This is a genomic window from Nostoc sp. NMS8, from assembly GCF_017115045.1.
GTDB lineage: Bacteria > Cyanobacteriota > Cyanobacteriia > Cyanobacteriales > Nostocaceae > Nostoc.
Window position 1 is genome coordinate 1 of the sequence record NZ_JABXKK010000034.1, and the last position, 24,645, is coordinate 24,645.

Consider the following 24,645-nt stretch of genomic DNA (forward strand, 5'->3'; position numbering starts at 1 on the left):
AGAGGCTGTAAATTATATTACCGAAGATGATGCCTTCGGTTGGTTCAACCACTGTCGTCTATTTACCTGAAAATTGCTGTAAATCCTATCTCCAAACTTGAATGTGGCATTGATACTATAAAAATCAAGACTCTTAAGAAAGTGTTTAGCCTCTAATTTTATCCACCAATTACAGGCATCACTGACACTACTCTCTCAGTTTCATCTACTGTTATCTGGGCCAGTCCAAATTGTTCAATTACTGCTGCATTTGTCGTCAAATGTCTACTCACCTCAGCCACTCGATAATGACTTTCCTGTGATGCTAAAGCGGCTGGCAATAATAACTGATCTGCTAAATGTTCATCTACTGGTGCGCCAGTGTAATGAAACTCAAGGAGTTGCTGACAAGCAATCTCTGCAACTGTTTCCGCCGACAACCGCAAACGCCCAAATCCACCAAAGCCAGTCAAACTGTTTTCATACTCAGCAGTGAGGAAAATACCCGCCCCTGGTGCTACACCTCTTTCTCGCAAAGTTTGTATAGCAACTTTCAAATGGGCTTCGCGTAACAAATTTTCAGCCCGATTCGCCATCCGTTGGGGAATATGCGAAGGCAATTCTGTCACCACTGCTATTCCCCGCACTTGTTGTAAATTGCCCCGTTCCAACAAGTTAATCCCGCCGAGTTTACCACCGCCATCCACCTGTAATTCTACCTCTCCCCCACCTTGAGGAAACCACCCCCAAGCGCCTAACTTGACTTGGGCTTCCACTCCCATACGTTGCAGTATCGGCAAATAAACTTGCTCAATATATGTCACTGTTGGGCTAAAGTTCACATGAGTTCCGCCTTTGAGTGTTACCTGAGAATTACCAGATGCTAGTGCCAAAGGTAAGAGAATTGTCTGTAAAACCAGAGCGATCGCACCCGCTGAACCACCCTGTTGTGCTTTACTAACATCAAAGGTATAAATTCCCGCTTGCACAGCACTACCTGGAATGAATTCTAGCAGCGTTGAACCCAAAGCATCACCCTGTAGTTGGGCATTACAAATTCTCGCCGCAGCCCGAACTGCTGTTAAGTGTTGTGCTGCTAACCCTGGTTTTTTGCGTCCAGCGCGAATACCTGTAATTCGTATGGCTTCGCCAGTAATAGCGGCTAGACTTAAGGAAGTGCGAAGAACTTGTCCGCCTCCCTCTCCGTAGGAACCGTCAATTTCAATCATGGGCGATTCTGAGATGTTGGATTTTGGGTTATCCCCACGACTCTTAAAATCAAACCACAAATTATAAGCGCCCAGCAACTAGCTTTTTGGTATGAGGTTACACAAATATACAGAGAAACTAGCTACGGTGTACCCATACAAATTTTACCAATCCCCAATCCCCAGTTCAATTTTGAATTTGGAATTGAATAACCTTGCTTTTACCGGGATTCATCAACCCATAAGGATCAACAATTTCTTTAAATTTTAACTGCTCAGGATCGATAACTTTTCTACCGCCGTCTTCAATAATATATGTGTGGGGATTAGCAATACTCACACCTTGTTCTTCGTGATAGCGGATAATCTCGTTAAGACGTTCTTCTGTGGTGTAACGCACAAGTTGCAAAGCACCAGGAACTACAACACCATTCACCCGAAAAAATTCTAAATGCATCATTACCTCATCGCCGAAGTGATGATACATTTGCTCTATTAGTTGCAAACTATGCTTGCCAGGAAACATACTTTGTAAGTAGGTAATACCCGTATCTACACTCCGGGCAAGTAAGGTGGTATGGTTCCAGCCAAATTCTGCTAAATGTATACCTTTAGCCGCTTCCTCTGCTGGTTTTCTGTATGTAATCTGGCCGCCGTATTGCTGCACCAAACCCGGTAAGAATTCCAAACTTGATTCAGCAATTATCAAAAATACTGGGTGAGTCCCTTCAGGAATGTACTCTTGTAGGGCGTGAAAATATTGGGGAATTTGGGATGCAAAGACAGAAATCAACTTCTTAATCATGCCATCAGCATTGCCAAGAGCCTGACCAAATTTTGCTGCTGTCATAAACTCATTAAATGTCACAATGACTTCTGCCCAGGGATAAGCTGGCCCTAAGGGGATTTCGACTTCGGTGATAATGCCATTAATTCCCCAAGCATGATTTACCTTTTGTACATCGTCGCCGCGTAATGCGATCGCACGGGGTTGATCTTCTACAGTTACCACTCGCAATGCTAGGATATTACCGCGTTCGGCTAGTAACCCATATTGAATTGAACCAATGCCCCCACTACCCCCAGCAATAAATCCGCCAATTGTCGCTGTGCGGTATGTGGAGGGTGCCATGCGGATTTCCCAGCCGATTTCTTGTGTTTTTTTATCCAAAGCCGCTAACTTTACCCCGGCTTCTACCCGCGCCACCCCCGGTTTTACCCAAAGAATCTCTTGCATCCGCGTCATATCTAAAATTACGCCACCATGCAGTGGTACGCATTGCCCATAATTCCCTGTTCCCGCACCCCGTACAGTTATGGGTACGCGATGTTTCGCACAGGCGGCTGCAACTTTTAAAACTTCTGCTTCATTGACGGGACGCACTACGATATCCCCGACTTTTCCCTCTAGTTTCGGTACTAACACTGGGCTAAAGGTGTGATAATCTTGAGATAATTTTGCGACTTGGGCGGAATCGGTGATGGTTTCTATGCCTTCTAGAGAATTAATTAGAGCATCTAATGTTGTCGTCATAATATATCCTTTTTTTTAACGCAGAGGGACGCTGAGGGAAGCGCAAAGGTTCGCAGAAAATTAACTCCTCTACGTAAACCTTTGCTACTTGGTGCGTTTTAAAATCCCAATTTTATTGTCTCACAGCACTTTCATGCCACTTACTTAATATAGCTAATTCCAGTCAGTAATTAAATTATTAAATGCTAATATATCTCCAGAAATGATATAAATTAATCCAGTTTATATCAGCCAAAAATACTTGTACGAACGGCGAGTTGTCGTGTCTATAAAACTCAAAATTATTGCCTGTAGCTCCTAATTGAATCGTATATCAGATATAAGGAGGTAGATATTTTAGTCGCACAAATATATCCCATAGTAATAATGCTATAGTTCCAACTACCATTTGTACAAGAACGTCAGCAGAAAAAATTATCGTTTTCTTGTGATTGAGTGCAACGGATAAACAGCATATAACTTCAAAGTTAAATGTTAAAATTATAGCAATATTACTATTAGATGTATAATCTATTATTATCTTAGCAAACATCATGTTCACTCATCTATGAAAAAATATCTCACACATCAAACTGCTTTACTATTTACATGCTCTATGCTGCTGGTAGCTTGTGGTAAAAGTGGCAGTAATGATGCCAATTCTGCGAATAATCCGAATGCTATTCCTATCGGGATTGCCTTTGCCCAAACGAGCAATGTAGCATTATTAGGTCAAGAGGGAACTGATGGAGTAAAAATTGCTGAAAAGTATTTTAATAACAAAGGAGGTATTAATGGTAGACCAATTAAATTAGTCTATCAAGATACTAGTGGCGATGAAGTTGGTGCTATTAATGCTTTTCAAACTTTAATTAGTAAAGATAAAGTTGTTGGTATTATTGGCCCTACCTTATCACAACAAGCTTTTAGTGCTGATCCTGTAGCAGAACGTAATCAAGTTCCAGTAATTGGAGCATCAAATACTGCTAAAGGTATTCCCGAAATTGGTGATTATGTGGCTCGTGTTTCTTCATCTGTTGCTGTTGTCGCTCCTTATTCGGTAAAAGCTGCACTCAAACAAAATCCTAAAATCAAAAGAGTAGCTGTATTCTACGCTCAAAATGATGCTTTCAATAAGTCGGAAACAGAAATATTTCAGAAAACAGTTAAAAATTTAGGATTGGATTTAGTGACAGTCCAAAAATTTCAAACTACAGATACCGACTTTCAAGCTCAAGCCAGCGATGCTATTAATTTAAAACCAGATTTGGTGATTATATCTGGGTTAGCTGTAGATGGAGGTAATTTAGTTAAACAATTACGAGAACTTGGTTATAAAGGAATAATTGTTGGTGGCAATGGTTTTAATACATCTCATATATTTTCTGTGTGCAGAGCGCTTTGTGATGGCGTGATTGTGGCTCAAGCTTATAGCCCTGTATATCCCAGTGAAATTAACACCGCATTTCGCAAAGCCTACCTTGAACAATATCATAGAGAACCACCCCAAGTAAGCGCTCAAGCTTTTACTGCTTTACAGGTATATGTAGAAGCTCTTCAATCTTTAGATAAAAAAAACAACATTAACAAATTCAAACTGCCACAGTTGCGTGCAGAATTGAATAAGGAATTACTAACAAAAAACTTTCAAACTCCTCTCGGTGAAATTGCTTTTACACCAGTAGGTGATGTAATTCAAAAGGAGTTTTACGTTGCCCAACTCAAGATGGAACCAAATGGTATAAATGGTAAATTTTCTTTTTTAAGCATAAAATAGTTGCAAGATTACCGAATTGAAAAGATAGTTGTGAGGACACTTTTGAGCGTCGGTAAAACCATAGTTAGCTTCTAGTAATGGCCAATAATGTTAGCAGCAGAGACATAAATTGCTTTGCCTTTAAGATTGGCAAGGGTTTTAATTGCTGGGTTGGGATGTGCAATCAGACACCAGGGGTCTTTCTGGAAAATTGCTGTGACTGTGATTTTGGGAATATTTTGTGCTACACGTTCAAGGTATCCATGCCATAACCCATAAAGAAATCTACCGCACTCCCCATCAATAATTGAGTACCACTGTGAACCTGAGAGACGCTGATTTTGATAGTTACATCTAAACCGTACTCTTTGTAAATACCAGTGGCGTAGGCGCAGACCGTCGTAAACATTGCCTGATAAAATCCACCATGTTCTGCTTGTGCTATCTAGTTTGTACTAAAGGTAACTTTATTCAACTGAGAACTGCTAGCTGACGGTTGGTTGCTGTTAGTACAAGCAGCAATAACGCTGCTACCAATGCAGATGGAACCGTATTGAATAAAATTGCGGCGACTAAGGCGATGAATTGCTGTTGATGAGGGTGATGACGGATTCATAAAACAGTATAATTTTCTCTCCTATCTGCCCTTATAGCTAAATCTAAATGTACATTCTAGAATCAACTTTTGATTCACTAGCGAATAGGGCTGAATTTCTAAAGCGCGCTGAAAGGCTCGGATAGCCTGACTATACTCTCCTAGTGCGGCATAACACAAGCCCATACCATGAAGCGCACCAAAATGTATTGGATTTATCTGCACAACCATCTGACAATCTGCCAGAGATTTTTGATAATCACCAACACTGTAATAGAGGAAAGCCCGACGATTCCAAGCTTCAGCAAAGTCTGGCTGGTCTTTAATTAGTGCTGTCAGCGCTGTTTCAGCTTCAGCAATTTCGCCTGCATCCAGTAATTTTTGACTGCGGTCAATTATTTCCAGCCCATAGATTCCCTTTTGCTGAAACCAGATCCGCCAGATTTTTCTGGTTGCTTTGTCCCGGACTGTGGCATCGGGGTTTTTTAACTCTTCAAGTAAGGAATTGATAGATAAAGAATCCATGAATTTGAAATCAGTGAATATACCTTTGTATTAACTTTCTCACAAAATATATCGATTAAATCATTTTTAAAGTCATCTTTAAATTTGCAGTGATTAATTGCTATTTATGAATTTTCTGTGTTCTTGACTGTATTCAGCAATGTGACTGATACCATGCTAGATATTTAGAGTCTTGAAGAAGAATTTAGAATTCAGAATCAAGATGTTTACAGACTTGCTTTCTCGTGTCCGTGAACGTCTTGAAAATTTGGTGAATCGCCATGAAATGAGAAAAAGCCGACCATAAAGTATTTTTGCGGCAACTGGGGGCATGACAGTGTATATTATCGGTGATTTAGTGCGATCGCTGCTCTCAAAAACCCTGTAGCTATGTGGGTATAAGCATAAATGCAACGGTTCTGACGTGTTTAGCTGTTGAAAAAGGGGCTGGGGATTAGGCATTGGGTGCCAAACCCTTAAAATTATGGTGGGGGCTTTTACGCACCACCAAAGAACAGGGAATTTTGGATGAGTGCTGGGGTTGATGCTATAAGCACGGGTGAGGCATATTTTTTTATACCATGAAATTAGAAAGAGAACTATCACAGCGGATAATCAAATTCTATAATGATAGAATAGGTAAGCCTCCTAGCCAAATCATTTGCCATTTTTTTGATATTAAAATTGTGATTTCTCTAGAAAACTCAGTTACCCAAGCTGAACAAAGTCTACTGAAGGGAGGTTATGCTAATTTAGCTGAACAAGCACGATTATATTTAGAGAAAATAATTAAACTAGAATTAAAAAGTTTGATTTAGGAAATTATTGATAAGCCAGTCCTTGACCTCACGATCAACACAAATTTAGCAACAGGTCGTACTGCTATTATTGTGGTTTTGAATCAATTATCTGAGGCTTGTAATCCCGAATCTATATCCCAAAGTAAACGTCAGGAATGTGGTTGACTAATGTGGCGATTGATTACTACTTCTAATTGATTAAAATCATAGGGTTTAGTAATGCAATCATCAAATCCTGTGAGCATTGGAGATACTTTATCTTGTGCCATTGCTGGAGGTGCTACTGCAATGATTGGAATAGTAGCAGTTTTTGAGTCGTGTTTGAGGTCATCAATGACTTGGTTAGCACTCAAATTAGATAACATCATATCTAGCAAAATTAAATCTGGTTGATGAGTTTGTGCCAATACCACAGCTCTCACTCCTTGTTTGGTACAAATGCATGACAAATTTAATGTTCCTAGATGAGAATTAAGCAGTTCTAAATCATGTAGACTCTGTTCTACAACCAAAATTAAAGGCTGTTCATTCATAAGCAAGCAGTTAATCCTGTCTAATAAAAGCTACGCATAAAGATTCCATCCATCAGGAAAATTTTGAGGTATTTTTTTATAGTAAGTACTTAAGTAAATATGCGAGGATATATTCAGGTCACTAATTGAGGCATAAAATGAATAGGCTGGTGTATAATCCATTAAACTGCTTATTTTCGCTGAATGTTAGCGAATAATATAACAAGATAACTATAATGTCAAGCAAATACTAGCATAACTGATGTATGTATTTGCAAAGGTTGACTAAAAGAATTGCAATTTTTTATTAAGTAGGTGACACGTAAAGGACTTGGGGTTGTAGATTTACCAGCCTGACGCAAAGATACCAAAATTGCGTAGGTGTATCCCGCACTGCGACAAAAGTTAGCGATCGCCCCAGACATTGCATAAGGTAGTATCAGCATAAATGGATTAAGTATATTTAACCATCAAGTAACTGACGTGCAAGAGCGATCGCTTCTGTTGGTGTTGAGACTTTCCCCTCAGCTTGTGCTACGGCAATTTCTCTCAACAGTTGGCCGATGATTGGCGAAGCGGGAATATCTAATGCTATGATCAACTCCTTCCCGCTCAGTAGCGGAGTGGGATGAGCGATCAAATCATCAGGGTTCAGGTAGCGGTTAATCAAAGATGCTAAGACTTGCCAGCGTTTTGGTTTAGTTTCTTGTGTTGTGTGTAGTAGCTTGTCAGCAGATATCGCCTCTACAAAATTATCAACTGCTACAGTTAGCACTGCCGTGGCGGGAAACACAATATCTGCGTCATAGAATAAAAAGTATTGTTCTCGCAAGGACATATCGACTATTTGAAATTGCGGTAATAGTTTGAGTGCAGTGGTTACACCCCGAATTTCGGCACGACTATAAGTGAGTTCCTGTAACTCTATTTCTGCTAATTCTGGATTTGGGTTGACAAGACAAGCAAGTTTGGCAATACCTAACCAAGTAGTTTTGATAGTATCGCGGACAGACTCTTGCAGTTGTGTCCCTAATTGTTGCCAATTTTCTGTAAGTAAGGCAGCTGCATTGTCAACTGCTGCTAGTTTGAGTAAGTTTTCACGGGTGGCGTTTTTGAAGAAAGGAGCAAGTAAACCATCTTCCCAAGCGCTTGTAATCCAAGGAGTACCCTGAGAATTTGCCAGTAGATAGCCAATTTCTACCCTAAATCGTTCGGCTGCAATTGTGCTGATATGTGATGCCAAAGAACGAATTGCGGCTTGGGTAGCTGGCTCAATAGTAAAACCTAGTTGAGCAGCTTGGCGATAACCTCGCATCAACCGCAAAGGATCGTCTTCTAGGTTTGCGGGTGAAACCATTCGCAAAATTCCCTGTTGTAAGTCTACACAACCTTGCAGAGGATCGATAATTTCTTGCGTATGGGGATTATAGGCGATCGCATTTACTGTAAAATCCCGTCTGTGCAAATCAACTTCTAAGCTATTTCCTTCCTGTTGGGCAAAATCGGCTGTAGCGTTGGGAAAAACCACACGGGCAATTTGTCGCTCGGCATCGAGTAGCACAAAACCAGCTTTATAATGATGAGCGATCGCTCTCGCTACCTTTACCGCCTTATATGGGATAACAAAATCTAGATCCAGATATTCACGAGTTCTGCCAAGGATGGCATCTCGGACAGCGCCACCTACCATATAAGCAGGTTGTGGCAAAAATTCCAAGCTGAAAGGCCAATTTTCGGGAGCTAGGCTAGAAGGAACTGATTCGTGCATTGTAATAAAAATCAACCCATCAACTCATGAATAACAGTTGGGCTTAAGTTACATTAACAATAAAGGCCCCTGGAGTTGGTTCTATTATGTGTATTTGCGTGAACTGCCACTATGTAGACAGCTGTTTTACCTATCATGCCGTGGAAGGGCAGCACCAACAGCCTCACTTGACTGAAACACCAGATTTTGATCCGAATGAACCTTCTATCAATGTTAACATTCGGACTCAAGATGATGTAATTGAAATGGAATGGGACGTTGTTGGTTGTCTGAGCTTTAAGCGGGAAACCGGGAAGTGGTCAAAGTTGCGTCCTGGTGAATTAGTACCAACTTGATAATTCAAGAGTAGTATGTTATGCTCGCGCCCATTAATAACAGAACCTTGACAATTCAATCACAAGTTTCCTGTTGAAAGCAAAAGTATTTATTTTGACTTTGCACACGCAAGTTTTTCGCAGGGTTTTAGCGATCGCTAAAACCCTTATTCTTTCGTTGACCCCCTCGACAAGCTGCTGTGTAAACATTTCAGGGGATGTACTGTTAGATTTTTGTCAATAGTTTTTGCTTATTGACAAATAAATTAGACCCCCTCGAAAATGAGCCTTCAAAACCAGCCACCGTAAGGGTTATAGAAGGGTGGGGTTTTCAAATCACTTACCCCTCACGGGGATGGAAACTACTGTGCTTCAATCAAGTCTAAAAGTAATTCACCAAGTTTTCAAATCACTTACCCCTCACGGGGATGGAAACAGCTTTTAGTGAAAGAACCGTTTAACCTCTCCTGTCTAGGGCTTTTCAATCACTTCCCCTCACGGGGATGGAAACTTAAGACTGATAAGCTAATCAGCCATTCCTACATTAACCTTTGCTTAATCCTTGCTTAAAAACAGCTTAATTATCAGGCATAGATAATAAAAAAGTGAAAAAAATACAATATCCGTAAGCAAATATTGTACCTAGTAGGAATACTGATATGCTCAAGAGAAATCTTTTTCTGTTCTTGTTAGCATCATTTTTTGTTGCCCCCGCAGCCAACGCAGATGTTAAGCTGATCGCAATTGGAAGCCTGAGTGGTAATATCAGCGATCGCTCCCAGAAAACCTCCGCTCCGCTCGAAAATGGTGTTCAGGGAAACCTCCTTGGTGGTTTTGGGTCAGGACTGGCCTATGCAGGTCGTAACACCTTCATTGCAATCCCAGATCGAGGCCCGAATGCCAAGGCATACAATAGCGCTGTGGATGACACAACATCCTATATCAACCGCTTCCAAACTATCACTGTGGAACTCGAACCAAGTCGATCTCCTTTAGGGTTGCCCTTTACTCTTACTCCTTATTTAGTTGACACGACTCTGCTATCCAGTAATAAGCCTCTTTACTACGGTACTGGCGTAGGACTGGGAGTGCCTAACGGTTCCCCTGCTCTGAATGCCAAGAACACCTACTATTTCACTGGACGCTCAGACAACTTCGACCCCACTCAGATATCGACCAATCCCAATAATGCCCGTTTCGATCCTGAAGGCGTGCGTGTATCCAATGATGGTAAGTCCATCTTTATCTCTGATGAATACGGCCCTTATGTGTACCAATTCGATCGCAAGACAGGTAAGCGCATCAAGTTCTTTACACTCAACAGCAAGTTCGCTGTCAGCAATCTAAATCCTGTTAGTGCTACAGAGATTAGCGGTAACACATCTGGACGTGTTGCAAACAAGGGTATGGAAGGGCTAGCGATTACTCCTAATGGCAAGACCCTAGTTGGCATACTGCAAAGTCCGCTGATTCAGGATGGGGGTACTAATGGCGCTTACACCAGAATTGTTAAGATCGACATTGCAACAGGCGCTACTCAAGAATACGCCTATAAGCTAGATAATATCGGCACACCAGCTAAACCGAAGTACCCGACAGTAAGTGAAATTGTGTCCATCAGCGATCGCGAATTCTTAGTAGACGAACGAGATGGCAAGGGGTTGGGTGATGGCTCTCAGGCTGTCTTCAAGAAGATATATCATATCGATCTGACCAATGCTCAAGAAGTCAGCAATATCACCGGAGAAAGCAACCTTGTAGGTAAAGAAGTTAGCAAAACCCTCTTCCTTGATGTCGTAGCGACGCTAACTCAGAATGGGATCAAACCAGAAGACATACCTGCCAAACTTGAAGGTTTGGCTTTTGGGCCAGATGTAGTTATCAACCACGCGAGGAAGCATACGCTCTTTATCAGCAATGATAATGACTTCGTTGGTACTATAACTTCGGATGCTTTGCATCCAGTAGGTATCGACAACCCAAACAAGTTTTTCGTCTTTGCAATTGATGCTACTGACATTCCAGGCTTTGTACCGCAAAAGATTAAAGGAGAGCATGAATATCGGGGGTTCTGGGGAAGGAGATAACTAGGTAGGTACAAATAAACCCAACTATGTAACGAAATAAAAAATGCTTAAAATCCTTGCAATTACTTCTCTACGAGACGCTACGCGAACACTTCACTTCACTCAATTCATAATGACATAGTTGTAAATTTTCTCGCCTACCTACTTAGTAGAAGTTGCAAACAATTCCGATAAGCCCAGAATCCTGATGTAGAGACGCGATTTATCGCGTCTTCAGCCTTTAAAAATGATGTCGTACAGTGACAGCAGAATCTCTACCACAATCAGAATCACTACATACCACTCCACTCGCTGACTACTACTATGCTGCATGAACTCCAATACTGTTTGTGCTGTTTGGGTAATTAGCTCTAGTTTGCGTTCTAAGGCATTGTGACGCTCACGGATTTCGTATTCATCCTCCAAGCGCAGATATAAGTTTTCTAGCTGTGGGGACTCCCAGAGCAACTCCGGCTTATCAATGATCTCTACTCGACCTACAATCTTATGTTGAACTAACAGAGTAGTCCCAAGTTGACGCAGTAATTCCCTACTCTGGCGTCTTCCCCTTTGTTCACGCTGGAGACTAGCCGCAAACGGTTCAATTTGATCGAATACAGCCGCGAGGCTAGTTTCATAATGAGACAGTACAACACTTTTAGCGAGAATATCTGCCACTATCTGCAAGCGTTCTACACTAAATTCATGGAGAAAAATTTTTCCTTCCTTAACTCGCTCACTCTCCACAATGTTGAGATAAACTTCCACCTCTTCTGTTTCCGGGTCGGCAAAAGAGTCACTAACTTGAGAGGATAGTTTGGTCAAGAAGACTGCCTTTTCTATCGGCTCAAGATTAAACAGGACAACTGCACCATAGTCCAGCAGTACCGCACAGCCGTGTTTACCGACTGAAATCATTACTGGCATAGTCGCCAAGCAAATGTAATTCTCCAACGTCTGTAAGTTAATATCCTCACCAAGAAATAGGGCCTGCGCTCTAAATCTATCTCTGTCACTAAAAAGAAGTTTTTGCATTGTCGCCCTATGCTATATTCTGCCTGCTGATCTCCACTTTTCAATCACAATGTTTGCTGCATTTGAGCATAAGCTTCATAAACACCCTTCACGTTATACCAGTTGAGGAAGATTCGAGCGATTTCTAAAGCTAGTTGCGGTTTACCTAAATTAATTAGCCATTGCAATAACGGAGCCATTGTCCGTTCATTCAGTACACCATTGAGTGAAAGAATACCCCAAAGTAAGCGATGCAGCCAAGTCATTTGAATCATCATTCGCACTTCCCATGTGGGATGTTTTTGATAAAACAAAACTCCCATACGTCCACGTTGAATTTCTTGGTCAATTAATCGGGGAATTTGTTCTAAGTTAAATGCTGGATGCCAGTGATATCCTACGGCTTCTGGACATTTAATTAGTGTCAAACCTAGTTTTTTCAGTCGCACACCTAGTTCTAAATCTTCCCAACCATAGAGTTGAAAGCTGGTGTCAAAAAGTCCGGCTTTCTCTAGCCAATGTTTGGGGATTGCGACATTCCCCGTAGCAAAAAAAGCTGCTGAAAAATCTGTGACTTTGTAGGGTTCAGCCGTTGGATTGTTGAAATTACAAGTATTAATAACTGCTCCGTAGGTGAAAAGGCGATCGCTCCCCAATTTCTCTTTCCCCTGCACTAAGGCGTTATCATGAGCTTGCAGGAAATTATTCAGCACTACTAAATCACTATCAATAAAAATAATTGTGTCTCCCAGCGCCTCTTTTACCCCCAAATTCCGAGCCGCAGCTGGGCCAGCATGGTCTTGCTGAAACCAGCGCACATGGGGAAACTCTTCTTTGTGTTCTGCCAACCACTCTAATGTACCATCAGTAGAACCATCATCTACTAAGACAATCTCGTAATCAATAACCGAATTTGGCTGACTCAACTCCTGCACCTCCAAAGCGCGGAGGCACTTTTCTAAAATCGGTTGGCGATTATAAGTCGGTATCACAACGCTGAAAAACACAGTCTCCACCCACAACACTATTTATCCATCTCCAGGATAGGACAGATGGGGCGCTGACACTGTTCCTTACTTTTTTAAACGCAGAGGTACGCGGAGTTTTGCCAAAGTCCCATCACCAACCCTCAATATTTCCGAACCTCTTTTACGGTGACATGTACTTAGCTGATTCTAGTTAAGAGAATGTCAGAGGGAATAATTTTTAATTAACTAATACATAACCTAACCTTAATCATTGATAATTATGTTAAATAATAGACTAATTATATTTATTTGTAAAAAATAGTTAATTCTGCTTTTTTCAATTGGTTATTTTTAAAAAATAGGAAATTTTATTAAATTAAGAGTTTTTTATATCTACTAAATTTTTCCTATCACATCAGAGGAAAGTTTGATGTCTAAATTGAGTCGGAGAGAAATTTTAATATTTTTTGCTGGCAGTGCTGGTGCTGCTATTTTGGGAGATAAATTCTTAAACGGTGTTGTTAGCAGTGCAGAAGTAAAAACCGCGCCACTCAGCTTTACACCTGTACGCTTACCACATCCACTACCAATTTATCAACAGCAGAAAAATTTCTTACCAACAGGAATTGGTCAGGGAGAAGTAGTTAATGTATCTGCGGATATTAAGTTAGGTAACTACAACGTTATTGATGATGTAGTAGTGCCGCCAGAGTACGAACGTTATGTAATTGTCAGTTGGGGCGATCGCGTCTTTCCTAACAAAGATGATTATTTCGGTTACAACAACGATTTTACTGGTTTTATTCCCTTGGGAAAAACTAATGATGCCGGGTATTTATGGGTGAATCATGAATACGTTAGTTTTCCATTTTCTAATTTAGTAGTAGAAGATTCTTCCGATCTTAAAGGACTGCCCGACGCTTTTGAAAAGGTAATTGGTTGGGCTTTACCTTCCAGCAGAAATATTGAAGTTGAAGGTGAATTTTTATATAACCAAGGCGGCTCAATCGTCCGCATATCTCGCCAGAATGCCAATAAACGTTTTGCTGTGGTTAAAGATGCCAAAAATCGCCGCATTCATGGTCTTTCTGGCTTGGAAATCAATAGTCAACGCAAGGATGACTACAAAAATATCACAGCTTGGGGAAGTCGCAACCATCAAAAAGGGGACAAAAATTATTTAATTGCGACTGGGCCAGCTGCAACCCAAGTTTTTAATCTCTCCTCCGATGAATTGGGTAACAAAATTATTGGAACTGCCTTCAACTGTTCTGGTGGTAAAACTCCTTGGGGAACGATTTTATCTGCGGAAGAAAACTTCCAAAATAGCGTCACAGAAGGAGTCAAAGCTAATGGTACTCAAACGAGTTACACAGATAAAACTCTCGGCAAAACTTTTGGCTTAGTTGGCGAAAAATACGGCTGGATTGTAGAAATTGACCCAGCGAATCCGAAATTTCGCCCCCGTAAACACACTTGGTTAGGTCGGTTTCGCCATGAAAATATTGCCGTGCGCGTTGAAAAAGGCCAGAAATTAGTTGCTTACTTGGGTGACGACAGACGTGGCGGACACACTTGGAAATTTGTCAGTGCCAACACTATTTCTTCACCCACCAGCAAAACTAACAGTAGCTTATGGGAAAATGGGACTTTGTATGTTGCCCGCTATAATCCAGACGGTACAGGTAAATGGATACCGTTACTTTTAACAACTGCTACCAATCCAATTACACCGACAGTTCTATCTTCTGTAGAATTTGCTGCATTGCAGAAAGTACAAAGAGAAGGTCTTTTACCACTACCGAGACGTAATGGCATTGCAGGTGAAACCAAAGATGGTGGTACATTTAAATGCGATCGCACTAACGAAGCAAAAGCACTACCTGATTATCAAAATAAAAAGCTATCTGACTTCTACTCTAGCCAAGGTGCTGTCCTCAGTGATGCCTTTTTAGCTGCAAACTTAGTTGGGGGAACTCCCACAGCGCGTCCAGAAGATATAGAAGTGCATCCAACCACCAAAGAAGTCTTCATTGCCTATACTGATGGTGCGCCGGGAAGCGATGGTTATCCTGATTCCCGAATTTTTCAAGTTGCCAAGTTAAGTACAGATGCCAGGGCGACTCAGCAATCAGGCGGACTGTACAAAATTATTGAAGATAATGCCGATGCAACAAGTTTAACCTTCCGGTGGCAGAGATTTGCCCAAGGTGGCGAAGCCGGATCGGTGAATGGTGCTGGTTTTGCCAACGTCGATAATTTGGTGTTCGACAATCAAGGAAATATTTGGGGTGTCACAGATATGTCTACCGGCACTCACAATGGTTTTGATGTTGGTGCTGAGGGTAAACAAACCAAAATTGATCACACAGCTAGCGGTAATATTTCTGATTTTACAGGAGTTTTCGGTAATAACTGGCTATTTTTTATCCCTACTAGTGGTGCTAATGCGGGACAAGTAACACCGTTTGCTTATGGGCCAGTGCGTTGTGAAATGACAGGGCCAACTTTTGTTGGAAATACACTGATTATTTCAGTACAACATCCTGGTGAAGACTGTCCAATAAATGATGGCACAATGCTGAGTCGCAGTATTGAATTATTAGATTTGAATGGTACTACATTTAATCAAACTCGGAGTTTACCTCGTGGTAGTAGTTGGCCAAGTAATATCTCAAAAACTGATGGTGGTAAGGAGCAATCTACAGGTATTCCCCGACCATCTGTAATTGGTATTCACCCAAAAAATTCTCGCAGTAAGTTTATTTAAGGGACTTCCAAATAAAAAAATATTCAATTAACTCTTGTGGGGTGAGCGCTCATGTTGCCCACCCCACAATATTGGATAATTTATTTCTCGCAGTTCCCTAATATATCGTAAGTGATTTACTAAACATGATACCAGTAGAAAGCAAAAGATAATGGTTATCATCCCCTATCTGTTTGAAAAGACGATCGCAAGTTTTGATTACAAATAAAGTCATTGTGTAATTAACAATAAATTACTAATAGGATATTTGCTACTTAATTTTCTGCAAATTCATTTTTAACACAATTATTACCATTTCTTAAACTAAGCAAGATAACTTTTTATAAGTTGATATTTTTCTGGTGTTCACATATTTGTGAATTTAAGCGGCATACCAATTGAGCGAATCCTGTACTGTAAAAGGCTTTTCTAGTAATGCTTTCACTTGAATGGTGTGGATGTGAACATGATTCGGCAAAAGTATTGAATAATCAGCAGAAATCTAAAGTATTGTGGCTAACAGTAGCCTTACTTGCGGTTTTTTTCGTTGCTGAGTGGAGTGTGGGTTTATGGAGTCAAAGTTTATCTTTACAGGCGGATGCAGGACACATTTTATCGGATATTACAGCCTTAGTAATATCTCTAATTGCTAGTTTTTTAGCACAGCAACCAGCGAAGAAAAAAGCAACCTTTGGAAATCAGCGAATTGAAGTTTTAGCAGCCTTGTTAAATGGATTAGGTTTGCTGGCGATCGCTACTTTTATCATATTGGAAGCTATTCAACGCTGGCAACATCCAGCAGCAATTTTAGGCTTACCAATGTTAGGGATTGCCGTATTAGGTTTAATCGTCAATCTGCTCAATATTACTTTGCTTCATCCCCACACTCACGACGATTTAAACTTGCGCGGAGCTTTGCTTCATGTCATCGCTGATACTGCTAGTTCTGTGGGCGTAATTATAGCTGCAATAGCCGTTCATCTTTGGGATTGGTGGTGGGCAGATGTTGCTATTAGTTTAGTAGTTGCAATTTTTACGGGTTTAAGTGCTTTACCTTTAGTGCAAGAAAGTTTAAAGATTTTTTTGGAATATGCACCAGAATCAATTGACCCCCTTGAGGTGGAAATATCTCTCAAATCTTTTCCTGGTGTTGTGCAAGTAGAAAAACTCTACATTTGGACACTTAGCTCAAATAAGATAATGCTTTGTGCCAATTTGACGGTTGAATGTACAACTATCCAAGAACGCGATCGCTTACTCAATAAGTTGGAAAATCACATCCGACAAACTTTTTATATTGCTGAAATAACTTTGCAGCTAACTAGCTACAAAAAACCTTCATTAATGCCAATTCATCCTTTATTTAAACAAGATTTAGTTTTTATGTTATCTCCTAATAAAGCAAATTAAAACCAGCGCATTTGTGTTGATTTTTCTGCCTAAATTACTTAAATTAAAATTTTAAAATCATGCTTATTGACATTGACTTTAATTGTCAAAGCATCGCGACCAGTTATTAATTAGGAGGTTTCCTGATGATGAGTTTCATGCAAAAATCCCCAATGATTTCATTACTGAAACAGTACAAACGCATCTTGGCTTGGTTCATCTCTGGTCTTGTTTTGGCAGTTTTGTTGTTCTTGGGAACATCAAATCAACAACCAGCAACCGCCTCTAACCCAAGTTATCCTACCCCATCACCTATGCCAAATGTGACTTCTACATACTCAGACTTTGGTGCTACTCACCTAGAACCAAACTTTTATCAGTACTAACGGCTAATACTTGCTCAATTAATTTTAAGGCACACTGTAATGATTTCATTATTGCGAAAGTACAAGCGATCGCTAGCTTTGACTATGGTCGGCTTGCTCTGTACTGTCCTACTGGTATTTGCTAATTCTGTTTTTCAGCCGACTCTAGCCGCTGGTAATGGAGTTAACGTAATTATCATGATTGGCGATGGTATGGGTTGGAATATGGCCCGAGCCGCAGCCGTTGCCAAAGGCGCTCCTTTTTATACAAGTGGTAAAGGCTCAGGTTTGAGCTTCCAAAAGCTAAGTGGATATGGGCTGGTAACAACTTACGGCACAACAATTGAAGGAAATACACCAGCCAACCCAACAGGTCAGCCCCACCTAACAAGTAACTCTGCTCTGGATGGATCTGATACATTCACAGGTGCAAGTCCTGTTCGTCCCAACTTCTCATTCAAGCCTACTCCTTTTAATCCAGGCGATCGGCTTGATGGCAACAGTTTAGCAGAAGGTAATCTCACAGGCTACGACCCTAGTAAGGGCGGCCCTCTTCCTTGGATTCCTCTGACCCCTGCTAATGCTGGTACTTATGACAAAGAGTACATCAAACACAGTTATCCCGACTCTGCTAACACCGCTACAACTCTTTATACTGGCGTAAAGAGCTTTAACAACGCGATGGGTGTAGACATTTACGAGAAAAAGTTGAAAACCATCCTGGAAATTGCCAAGGAAAATAATAAGTCTACAGGACTAGTTACTTCCGTACCCATTAGCCACGCAACACCTGGTGCTGCTGCTTCTTTTGTGAATCGTCGTAGCAAATACGATAGTAAGTATGACCCCACCAAGACTAACCAAGACAGTGTTCTGCAACAGACTTTACTAAACTTTCAGCCTAATGTTTTATTGGGTGGTGGTCATCCGAAAGACTTTGACAATAAAGCTAGTACAAGTACCGCAGAAGGCGTCTTTAACTATACGTATATTACAGAAGACACTTATCAACATCTCAGCAATAACCCTACGTCAAATCGTTATGGCTATACCTTTTTGGAACGCGGGCCAAATGCAACTCAGACATTGCTAAATACGGCTGCTAAACTCAATCCAAATAAGGGAGATAAATTATTTGGTCTATATGGTGCGCGTGGACAAGAAGGCAACCTTCCCACTAGTTCTTCTAAGGGAGACTACAGTCTCACAGGTCTGAACAACGGCTCGCTTTATAGCTCTGTTGTTAAGAATGTAAATCCCTGTCCATCAGGTCAGATCATTCCTGGTACATCTGGGGATTGTGTTCCTGTCGTTGACGCAGCAGGAAACCCAGTTAGTGGCCCCACACCTGATACTGTCCGTCCTCTGGCTCCCGGTGAAACCGATGCTAGCTTTATCGCCAGAGAAATTAACGAAAATCCGACTTTGGCTGATCTGACCAAAGCAGCTTTAACAGTTCTAGGTAAAGACAAAGATGGTTTTTGGCTGATGGTTGAGGGAGGCGATATCGATTGGTCTGCTCATGACAACAATATGGATAACCTAATTGGTACCATGAATGATTTTGATAAAGCAGTCCAGCAGGTGATTACTTGGGTAGAAAATCATGGTGGTTGGAGTAAGAACCTACTACTAGTTACTGCTGACCATGACCACTATCTAACTCTGAATAACGATTTTGCCTCTAAATTGACTCCTAATCCTGACCCGAATCAGGCTAGAGGCTTGAAGTATAACGCCAAGGACATCACCTTCAACAAGCACAACCCTAGAGAAGCTGGTCACTTCTGGGGAGCCGATTCAAATTACAAGTATCTCTGGGGTAGCCATAGCCGCCGGATTGTACCTGTGTACTATCAGGGTGCTTATTCATCAACCCTGACTCGATCTTTTGGACAAAAACTCCAGTTCACAGATAGTTCTGGTACTTACACTGCGCCTGGTGTTCGGGGTGTGGTTGACCAAAGTCATATCTTCCAAGCGATGAAAACTGCGATCGCAAGTCCACACCACTCGCCAAATACTAACTGACAAGCTTTGTGTTGCAGAGACTTGGTAACACGCGTCTCTGTCTCAAAAAATGGTTCTTTTATCAACGTAAAAAAATGACTGACTCCATCTTCAAGAAGTTAGCAGCTGCAACGGTAGGAACTGCTTTGATTTTTTCCTTAGGCGAGACTATCCCCGCCCAAGCAGCAGCCCTAACTTATAATTTTTCTAACAACGATAAAACTCTCACAGGCACTTTTTCATTCGACCAAGCAGCAGCAGCAGACGATCAAGAAGTAACTATCGCCGAAGGTTTAAAGATTTCTGCTACCTATGGTGGACAGTTATACACTGAAGCAGATGATCCTTTAGCGTCAGTTTTCACTGACTTTTCAGGAACAATTTTGAATCAAGCGGGGTTAGGGTTGTATTTTACACCTAGCGCTTTTAATGTCTACCGTGATAGTTTTATCGATTTGAATGATTTCAGTGGTGCGGGTGTTCAAACCGTCACTTACACAAGTGTTCCAGAGCCAAGTCTGATGTTGGGATTGTCTGTATTCGGGTTGAGTTTGTTCTTGGGTAAAAAGATCGGATCTTCTAGACCATCAAGCACAAAAGCTTAATCCAGATTATCAAGAATAAACTGTTAAGTGGTTTATTTGCATCTATCTAAAACAGGGTGGGATTATCCACCCTGTCAATTTTTCACATTTTTTGAGTCTGGTGAAAACTGATACAAAGCAATATAAAAAAAGTTTTATCTAGAAGCGATCGCAATCCTATTTAATTAATGAAAATCGTAAGGCTTGAATTCCCGACTTCTAGAGAAGTCGGGATTTTTATTATTCAGTTGCATGAATAAAATATACATGGATTAGTTTAGATATAATAATGACTCATTGTTTGTTGTCCTAACTGGAGAAATTAATGGGTCGCGCCAAAAAGGTTGTCCTGGCATATTCTGGTGGAGTGGATACTTCAGTTTGCATCCCCTACCTCAAACAGGAGTGGGGTGTGGAAGAGGTGATTACCCTAGCAGCAGATTTAGGTCAGGGAGATGAATTAGAGCCAGTTCGAGAAAAAGCTCTGAAATCCGGTGCAAGTGAATCCCTCGTGGCGGATGTCAAAGACAGCTTTGTTAAAGATTACGCCTTTGGAGCGATTCAAGCTAACGCTCTTTATGAAAATCGTTATCCTCTAGGAACTGCCCTTGCCCGTCCACTGATTGCTAAAGTATTAGTAGAAACAGCCGAAAAATATGGTGCTGATGCGATCGCTCACGGTTGCACTGGCAAAGGTAACGATCAGGTTCGCTTTGATGTCTCTGTAACCGCTCTGAACCCCAACCTGAAGATTCTCGCACCCGCTAGAGAATGGGGGATGAGCCGTGAAGAAACCATCGCCTATGGGGAAAAGTTTGGTATCCCCTCACCAGTCAAAAAATCTTCTCCCTACAGCATTGACAAGAATTTGCTTGGTCGTAGTATCGAAGCTGGTTTACTCGAAGATCCGTCATTTGAGCCACCAGAAGAAATCTATGAAATGACCAAAGCGATCGCTGACACTCCTAATGAGCCAGAGTACATCGAAATTGGTTTCCAAGGTGGTATTCCGACAAGCATCAACGGTATAGCTAAAAAGCCAGTTGAGCTAATTGAAGAACTCAATCAGCTTGTAGGCAATCATGGCATCGGCCGGATTGATATGATTGAAAATCGTCTGGTTGGCATAAAATCGCGGGAAATCTACGAATCACCCGCGATGTTGGTGCTAATTCAGGCACATAGAGATTTAGAAAGCTTGACTTTAACGGCTGATGTCACCCATTACAAGCGCGGCATTGAAGAAACTTACAGCCAAATCGTTTACAACGGTTTATGGTACAGTCCCCTAAAAGTTGCACTCGATGCTTTTATTCAAAAGACACAAGAACGAGTCTCTGGAACTGTGCGAGTGAAGTTGTTCAAGGGCAACTCTACGATTGTTGGGCGTTCGAGCGATAATTCCCTCTACACTCCCGATTTGGCAACCTACGGAGCAGAAGACCAATTCGATCACAAAGCTGCCGAAGGCTTTATCTACGTTTGGGGGCTACCAACTCGCATTTGGTCGCGGCACGCTAAAAGTTAAGAGTTAGGAGTTAGGAGTTAAGAGTTAGGAGTTAAAAATGCGGAATGCAAAAGTAAAAGTTAAAAAAATAACTTTTTCCTTTACTTCTCACTCCTCACTCCTAACTTTTTATTCTTCACTCCTCACTTCCTTAACTTGCCGAGACTCTAGCCACAGGGGCACAATAATTAAGGCAGCGAGAATCAGTAACGCTGCGATCGCAAATTGACCCACCCAAGCAACCAATTGTTCTAGTGAGACAACTTGGCCAGCAAAAAAAGCTAACGTCACCATCAGACTAGCCCAAGCAACTGCTCCTAAAAAGTTGTATAAAAAGAATTTTCCAAAGGGCATTTCGGCTATACCAGCTAGTGGTGCAGCAAAAACTCGTAACAATGCCAAAAAACGTCCAAAAAATACCCCTTTAGCAGCATTTTGACTAAATTGCTCTTTAATGCTCAGTAGCCGCACTTCCGAAATCCGAAAAATGCTACCAACTTTTACCAGAAAAGCCCAACCGCTAACTCTACCAATCCAGTAGCCACAAGTGCCACCAATGACAGCACCCATAATTGCGTCACCGAGAACCAGCCAGAAATTTAGTTCATCGCTGCCAGCTAGAAACCCGCCCACTAAGGTCACGGTTTCACCAGGAAGGGGAATGCCTAAATTTTCTAGCAAAACTCCCAAAAAGATTGCCCAATACCCGTAAGTGTGGGCGACTTTCTGGATATTTTCTAGTGAAATCAGCTCTAAAGACATCCCGCACCGCCGTCTTTACAAATTTTTACTTTTACTACATCTTTGCTTGTTTTTGAGTGGGGTGTCAATCAAACCACTAGATTCATTCATTAAGTCATTAGTTTAATTCTGCACGATCCATAACTTATAGCCTATGGTAACTATTAATTTTCGACTATTAGCGATGTGATTATTGAAATTTATTACCACAAATTAATATTTATTAAAAATAAAATAAAAAATTTATAGAAATTTCATAAACTTCGAGTTGAATTATAAAAATTTTGTAAAAGACACGCTTGATACCGAAATTATCAGACCCTTATGCCTATATTTATGATAGTTATTACAAATTATACGGCATGAATACTGAAATAATTTCTTTCAACTGTACGGCTGCAATTGCCCAAATATCTGGGTAAAACAGTCATTTTGCTGTTGAAAGAAAAGAAGTATTGATGTCTTTTTTCAGTTTTTTTGTCAAGTGTTCCAATTACCCTGTTAAATTCATGGCTCTCACACAACAAGAATTTCCAGTGATTTTCTTTAAACCCGAAGGAAGCATAGATTTGGAAGGCGGTAAGGCCTTAAGTGAACAGATGGCTGGAGTTGTGCCTCAAGCTCATCAACTCTGGATTATCGACCTCACAGAGGTTCATTTCATGGACAGTTCTGGATTAGTCCCTTTAGTAAAAGGGTTAAAAGCTGCACGTCAGAGTGGTTGCCGCTTGGTTTTATGCAACGTACAGGCTCCTGTACGGTTAATTTTGGAACTTACCCAACTCGATACAGTGTTTGAAATTTTCAATACTTACCAAGACATTTTTACCACCGTCAAAGATAACAGTCTGGTGCTAGCAGGCTAGCTAATAAATCTACCGATAGAAGGATGGTAAAGTCAAGCAATATTTGCACTTTTTCACATTCTCCAAGATAACAGTCTGGTGCTAGCAGGCTTATATTCTTTTTATCTAGAGAAGAATGTTGAGGAAAACTCATGGTTTTGAGTTCGGTGGTGCGAATGCCAGATGAATCTGCTTGCTGCAAGCCATCTACCAAACGAGGATGTTTGAAAAGTACTATTGCTAACATGGCAATCTCAGAAACCTAACCCCTAACCCTCTGAATGGCAAGATGGTTTCAGAAAAATTAAAACCGGGTTGCAAAGCTTTTCTCCACCTCGGAGAGAGCTTTGGAGATGGGTAAAAATTTATGGCTCTAAACGATAAATAAAAGCTTCTATCTTTTTCTTTTTTCGGATGAAACCACTCTGCCTTCCCGATCGGGGAATGGGGGTTTCAAAGCATTTTTTTGCTTGCCTAACGGCAGGCTGACACCAACAGGGAGAGCAATGAATACAAGTAGGGTTTTTGGTCTGCTCTACTACTTTTCAAACATCCTCTAAAGCAGAAAACAGCAAAAATCGGTCAAAGCAAATGTAATTCTTGGTGACACTCCCCAATCTTTTAAAGACAGGGATTTTCAAATTACAAATTACTCTGAGCTAATTTTTCTAAGTAGAGCGGCATAAATAATTAAGTAGTCTCCAAAATACTTTGCCGCAACAATTTCTTACCTCTTAAGGTTCCACCATAATGGTAATATTAGGCATTCTGGGGAGTCGAAATGTTAGTTTGTTCGGACGCTGGACGGGGAAAATTTGGCAAATCAATACCGCTATGACTAGCATTGCGAGTTTTGAGTGCTAAACGGTAACTCACGCTTTGCAGTTCTGCTTGTAGTTGGCGGTTTTCGCGTTGTAGCATTGCTACTTTTTCTCTGACTGGCGTCATCCGCTCCTCAAACTTACGTCGGTAAATTTGAGGCAACTCTTGTACTACTTGCTCTAACATCCGAGTGCGATCGGTGAGTTCTTGAACTGACTGTCGCAATTGATAAATCTCGGAGTCACGAGTTGTAATTTGCTCTTGGTAGAACCCCACCTGCTGCTCTACAGCCTGGAGTTGCTCTTGCAAGGCGTGTAACTGGCTTAAATCGCGCTCAATATCCGGCTGTGGGGGCATAAAACTAGTATTACCCTTTACCAGCCGGAAAAGTTCTTGAGATAGTTGTTGTACTAATTGATCGCGAAGTTGCAACTCCTGGCGTAGCTGCGATACTTCGGTAGAGAGAACTTGAATATTCGGTGTATCAGATTGGATCACAGTAGCTTAAAGCTCCCATTCAGAATCTTGTCCACTCTTAGGTATAACTGCGGGAGTACTACCTTTGGCAAGTATTTGTTAATTTAGCATTCCCAAACAAGTCATGAGAAAAGAATAAAGACAAAATTTTATTGAATG

The 24,645-nt window shown here is 41.1% G+C and carries 24 protein-coding genes; 11 read left to right on the forward strand and 13 right to left on the reverse strand.

Annotated features, from left to right (window positions below; all coding sequences use genetic code 11):
* Positions 1–158: 158 nt before the first annotated feature.
* Both rtcA and HWQ39_RS04555 read right to left on the reverse strand, forming a co-directional pair.
* Complete coding sequence (gene rtcA, locus HWQ39_RS04550; protein WP_292842061.1) at positions 159–1,208, reverse strand: RNA 3'-terminal phosphate cyclase; 1,050 nt, start codon at positions 1,206–1,208, stop codon at positions 159–161.
* A 166-nt stretch (positions 1,209–1,374) separates the two neighbouring features.
* Positions 1,375–2,721 (reverse strand): FAD-binding oxidoreductase, encoded by a 1,347-nt coding sequence (locus tag HWQ39_RS04555; protein ID WP_292842063.1) that lies wholly within the window; start codon positions 2,719–2,721, stop codon positions 1,375–1,377.
* Between the two features lie 547 nt (positions 2,722–3,268).
* On the opposite strand from HWQ39_RS04555, the gene HWQ39_RS04560 reads away from it, so the two are divergent.
* Positions 3,269–4,477: an ABC transporter substrate-binding protein gene (locus tag HWQ39_RS04560; protein ID WP_292842065.1), complete on the forward strand. Its 1,209-nt coding sequence runs from the start codon at positions 3,269–3,271 to the stop codon at positions 4,475–4,477.
* A gap of 223 nt (positions 4,478–4,700) precedes the next feature.
* Here the strand turns inward: HWQ39_RS04560 and HWQ39_RS04565 are convergent, their stop codons facing one another.
* The 3 genes from HWQ39_RS04565 to HWQ39_RS04575 are packed head-to-tail and all read right to left on the reverse strand — an operon-like array spanning position 4,701 to position 5,576.
* Positions 4,701–4,865: a hypothetical protein gene (locus tag HWQ39_RS04565; RefSeq protein ID WP_292842067.1), complete on the reverse strand. Its 165-nt coding sequence runs from the start codon at positions 4,863–4,865 to the stop codon at positions 4,701–4,703.
* 36 nt (positions 4,866–4,901) lie between these two features.
* Positions 4,902–5,072: a hypothetical protein gene (locus HWQ39_RS04570; protein WP_292842069.1), complete on the reverse strand. Its 171-nt coding sequence runs from the start codon at positions 5,070–5,072 to the stop codon at positions 4,902–4,904.
* 21 nt (positions 5,073–5,093) lie between these two features.
* Complete coding sequence (locus HWQ39_RS04575; RefSeq protein ID WP_292842071.1) at positions 5,094–5,576, reverse strand: tetratricopeptide repeat protein; 483 nt, start codon at positions 5,574–5,576, stop codon at positions 5,094–5,096.
* A gap of 560 nt (positions 5,577–6,136) precedes the next feature.
* On the opposite strand from HWQ39_RS04575, the gene HWQ39_RS04580 reads away from it, so the two are divergent.
* Positions 6,137–6,373, forward strand: coding sequence for a Na-translocating system protein MpsC family protein (locus HWQ39_RS04580; RefSeq protein ID WP_292842073.1), 237 nt, complete (start codon positions 6,137–6,139; stop codon positions 6,371–6,373).
* Between the two features lie 131 nt (positions 6,374–6,504).
* On the opposite strand, the gene HWQ39_RS04585 is transcribed toward HWQ39_RS04580, so the two are convergent.
* The 3 genes from HWQ39_RS04585 to HWQ39_RS04595 form a co-directional block, all read right to left on the reverse strand.
* Positions 6,505–6,888, reverse strand: a complete 384-nt coding sequence (locus HWQ39_RS04585; protein WP_292842075.1) for a response regulator — start codon at positions 6,886–6,888, stop codon at positions 6,505–6,507.
* A gap of 218 nt (positions 6,889–7,106) precedes the next feature.
* Positions 7,107–7,313 (reverse strand): hypothetical protein, encoded by a 207-nt coding sequence (locus HWQ39_RS04590; protein ID WP_292842077.1) that lies wholly within the window; start codon positions 7,311–7,313, stop codon positions 7,107–7,109.
* Positions 7,314–7,330: 17 nt separating this feature from the next.
* The gene (locus tag HWQ39_RS04595) at positions 7,331–8,635 is read right to left on the reverse strand and encodes a CCA tRNA nucleotidyltransferase (RefSeq protein ID WP_292842079.1); all 1,305 of its coding nucleotides are present in this window, start codon (positions 8,633–8,635) and stop codon (positions 7,331–7,333) included.
* Between the two features lie 86 nt (positions 8,636–8,721).
* Here HWQ39_RS04595 and HWQ39_RS04600 point away from each other — a divergent pair, with 86 nt between their 5' ends.
* Together HWQ39_RS04600 and HWQ39_RS04605 are read left to right on the forward strand one after the other, a co-directional pair.
* Positions 8,722–8,970, forward strand: coding sequence for a Ycf34 family protein (locus HWQ39_RS04600; protein ID WP_292842081.1), 249 nt, complete (start codon positions 8,722–8,724; stop codon positions 8,968–8,970).
* Positions 8,971–9,608: 638 nt separating this feature from the next.
* Positions 9,609–11,036: an esterase-like activity of phytase family protein gene (locus HWQ39_RS04605; RefSeq protein ID WP_292842083.1), complete on the forward strand. Its 1,428-nt coding sequence runs from the start codon at positions 9,609–9,611 to the stop codon at positions 11,034–11,036.
* Positions 11,037–11,249: 213 nt separating this feature from the next.
* Here the strand turns inward: HWQ39_RS04605 and HWQ39_RS04610 are convergent, their stop codons facing one another.
* Both HWQ39_RS04610 and HWQ39_RS04615 read right to left on the reverse strand, forming a co-directional pair.
* Complete coding sequence (locus HWQ39_RS04610) at positions 11,250–12,050, reverse strand: RMD1 family protein (protein ID WP_292842085.1); 801 nt, start codon at positions 12,048–12,050, stop codon at positions 11,250–11,252.
* Between the two features lie 44 nt (positions 12,051–12,094).
* Positions 12,095–13,036 (reverse strand): glycosyltransferase, encoded by a 942-nt coding sequence (locus HWQ39_RS04615; protein ID WP_292842087.1) that lies wholly within the window; start codon positions 13,034–13,036, stop codon positions 12,095–12,097.
* A gap of 391 nt (positions 13,037–13,427) precedes the next feature.
* Between HWQ39_RS04615 and HWQ39_RS04620 the strand changes: the two genes are divergently transcribed.
* The 6 genes from HWQ39_RS04620 to HWQ39_RS04645 all read left to right on the forward strand — a co-directional run bounded on the left by HWQ39_RS04620 (position 13,428) and on the right by HWQ39_RS04645 (position 21,622).
* On the forward strand, positions 13,428–15,767 hold the full coding sequence (locus tag HWQ39_RS04620) for a PhoX family phosphatase (protein ID WP_292842089.1): 2,340 nt from the start codon (positions 13,428–13,430) through the stop codon (positions 15,765–15,767).
* A gap of 414 nt (positions 15,768–16,181) precedes the next feature.
* Positions 16,182–17,156: a cation diffusion facilitator family transporter gene (locus HWQ39_RS04625; RefSeq protein ID WP_292842091.1), complete on the forward strand. Its 975-nt coding sequence runs from the start codon at positions 16,182–16,184 to the stop codon at positions 17,154–17,156.
* A gap of 152 nt (positions 17,157–17,308) precedes the next feature.
* Positions 17,309–17,521: a hypothetical protein gene (locus tag HWQ39_RS04630; RefSeq protein WP_292842093.1), complete on the forward strand. Its 213-nt coding sequence runs from the start codon at positions 17,309–17,311 to the stop codon at positions 17,519–17,521.
* 39 nt (positions 17,522–17,560) lie between these two features.
* The gene (locus tag HWQ39_RS04635; protein ID WP_292842095.1) at positions 17,561–19,531 is read left to right on the forward strand and encodes an alkaline phosphatase; all 1,971 of its coding nucleotides are present in this window, start codon (positions 17,561–17,563) and stop codon (positions 19,529–19,531) included.
* A 74-nt stretch (positions 19,532–19,605) separates the two neighbouring features.
* Positions 19,606–20,115 (forward strand): PEP-CTERM sorting domain-containing protein, encoded by a 510-nt coding sequence (locus HWQ39_RS04640; protein WP_292842097.1) that lies wholly within the window; start codon positions 19,606–19,608, stop codon positions 20,113–20,115.
* Positions 20,116–20,419: 304 nt separating this feature from the next.
* A complete protein-coding gene (locus tag HWQ39_RS04645; RefSeq protein WP_292842099.1) occupies positions 20,420–21,622 on the forward strand; it encodes an argininosuccinate synthase in 1,203 nt (400 codons plus the stop codon).
* Positions 21,623–21,730: 108 nt separating this feature from the next.
* On the opposite strand, the gene HWQ39_RS04650 is transcribed toward HWQ39_RS04645, so the two are convergent.
* Positions 21,731–22,363 (reverse strand): DedA family protein, encoded by a 633-nt coding sequence (locus tag HWQ39_RS04650; RefSeq protein ID WP_292842101.1) that lies wholly within the window; start codon positions 22,361–22,363, stop codon positions 21,731–21,733.
* 488 nt (positions 22,364–22,851) lie between these two features.
* Here HWQ39_RS04650 and HWQ39_RS04655 point away from each other — a divergent pair, with 488 nt between their 5' ends.
* On the forward strand, positions 22,852–23,208 hold the full coding sequence (locus HWQ39_RS04655; RefSeq protein WP_292842103.1) for an STAS domain-containing protein: 357 nt from the start codon (positions 22,852–22,854) through the stop codon (positions 23,206–23,208).
* On the opposite strand, the gene HWQ39_RS04660 is transcribed toward HWQ39_RS04655, so the two are convergent.
* Positions 23,177–23,434 carry a hypothetical protein gene (locus HWQ39_RS04660; RefSeq protein WP_292842105.1) on the reverse strand — a complete coding sequence of 86 codons (258 nt, stop codon included), beginning with the start codon at positions 23,432–23,434 and terminating at the stop codon, positions 23,177–23,179. The two genes, HWQ39_RS04655 and HWQ39_RS04660, sit on opposite strands and share 32 nt — an antisense overlap.
* Before the next feature lie 512 nt (positions 23,435–23,946).
* The gene (locus HWQ39_RS04665; RefSeq protein WP_292842107.1) at positions 23,947–24,507 is read right to left on the reverse strand and encodes an Npun_F5560 family protein; all 561 of its coding nucleotides are present in this window, start codon (positions 24,505–24,507) and stop codon (positions 23,947–23,949) included.
* Between the last annotated feature and the right edge of the window lie 138 nt (positions 24,508–24,645).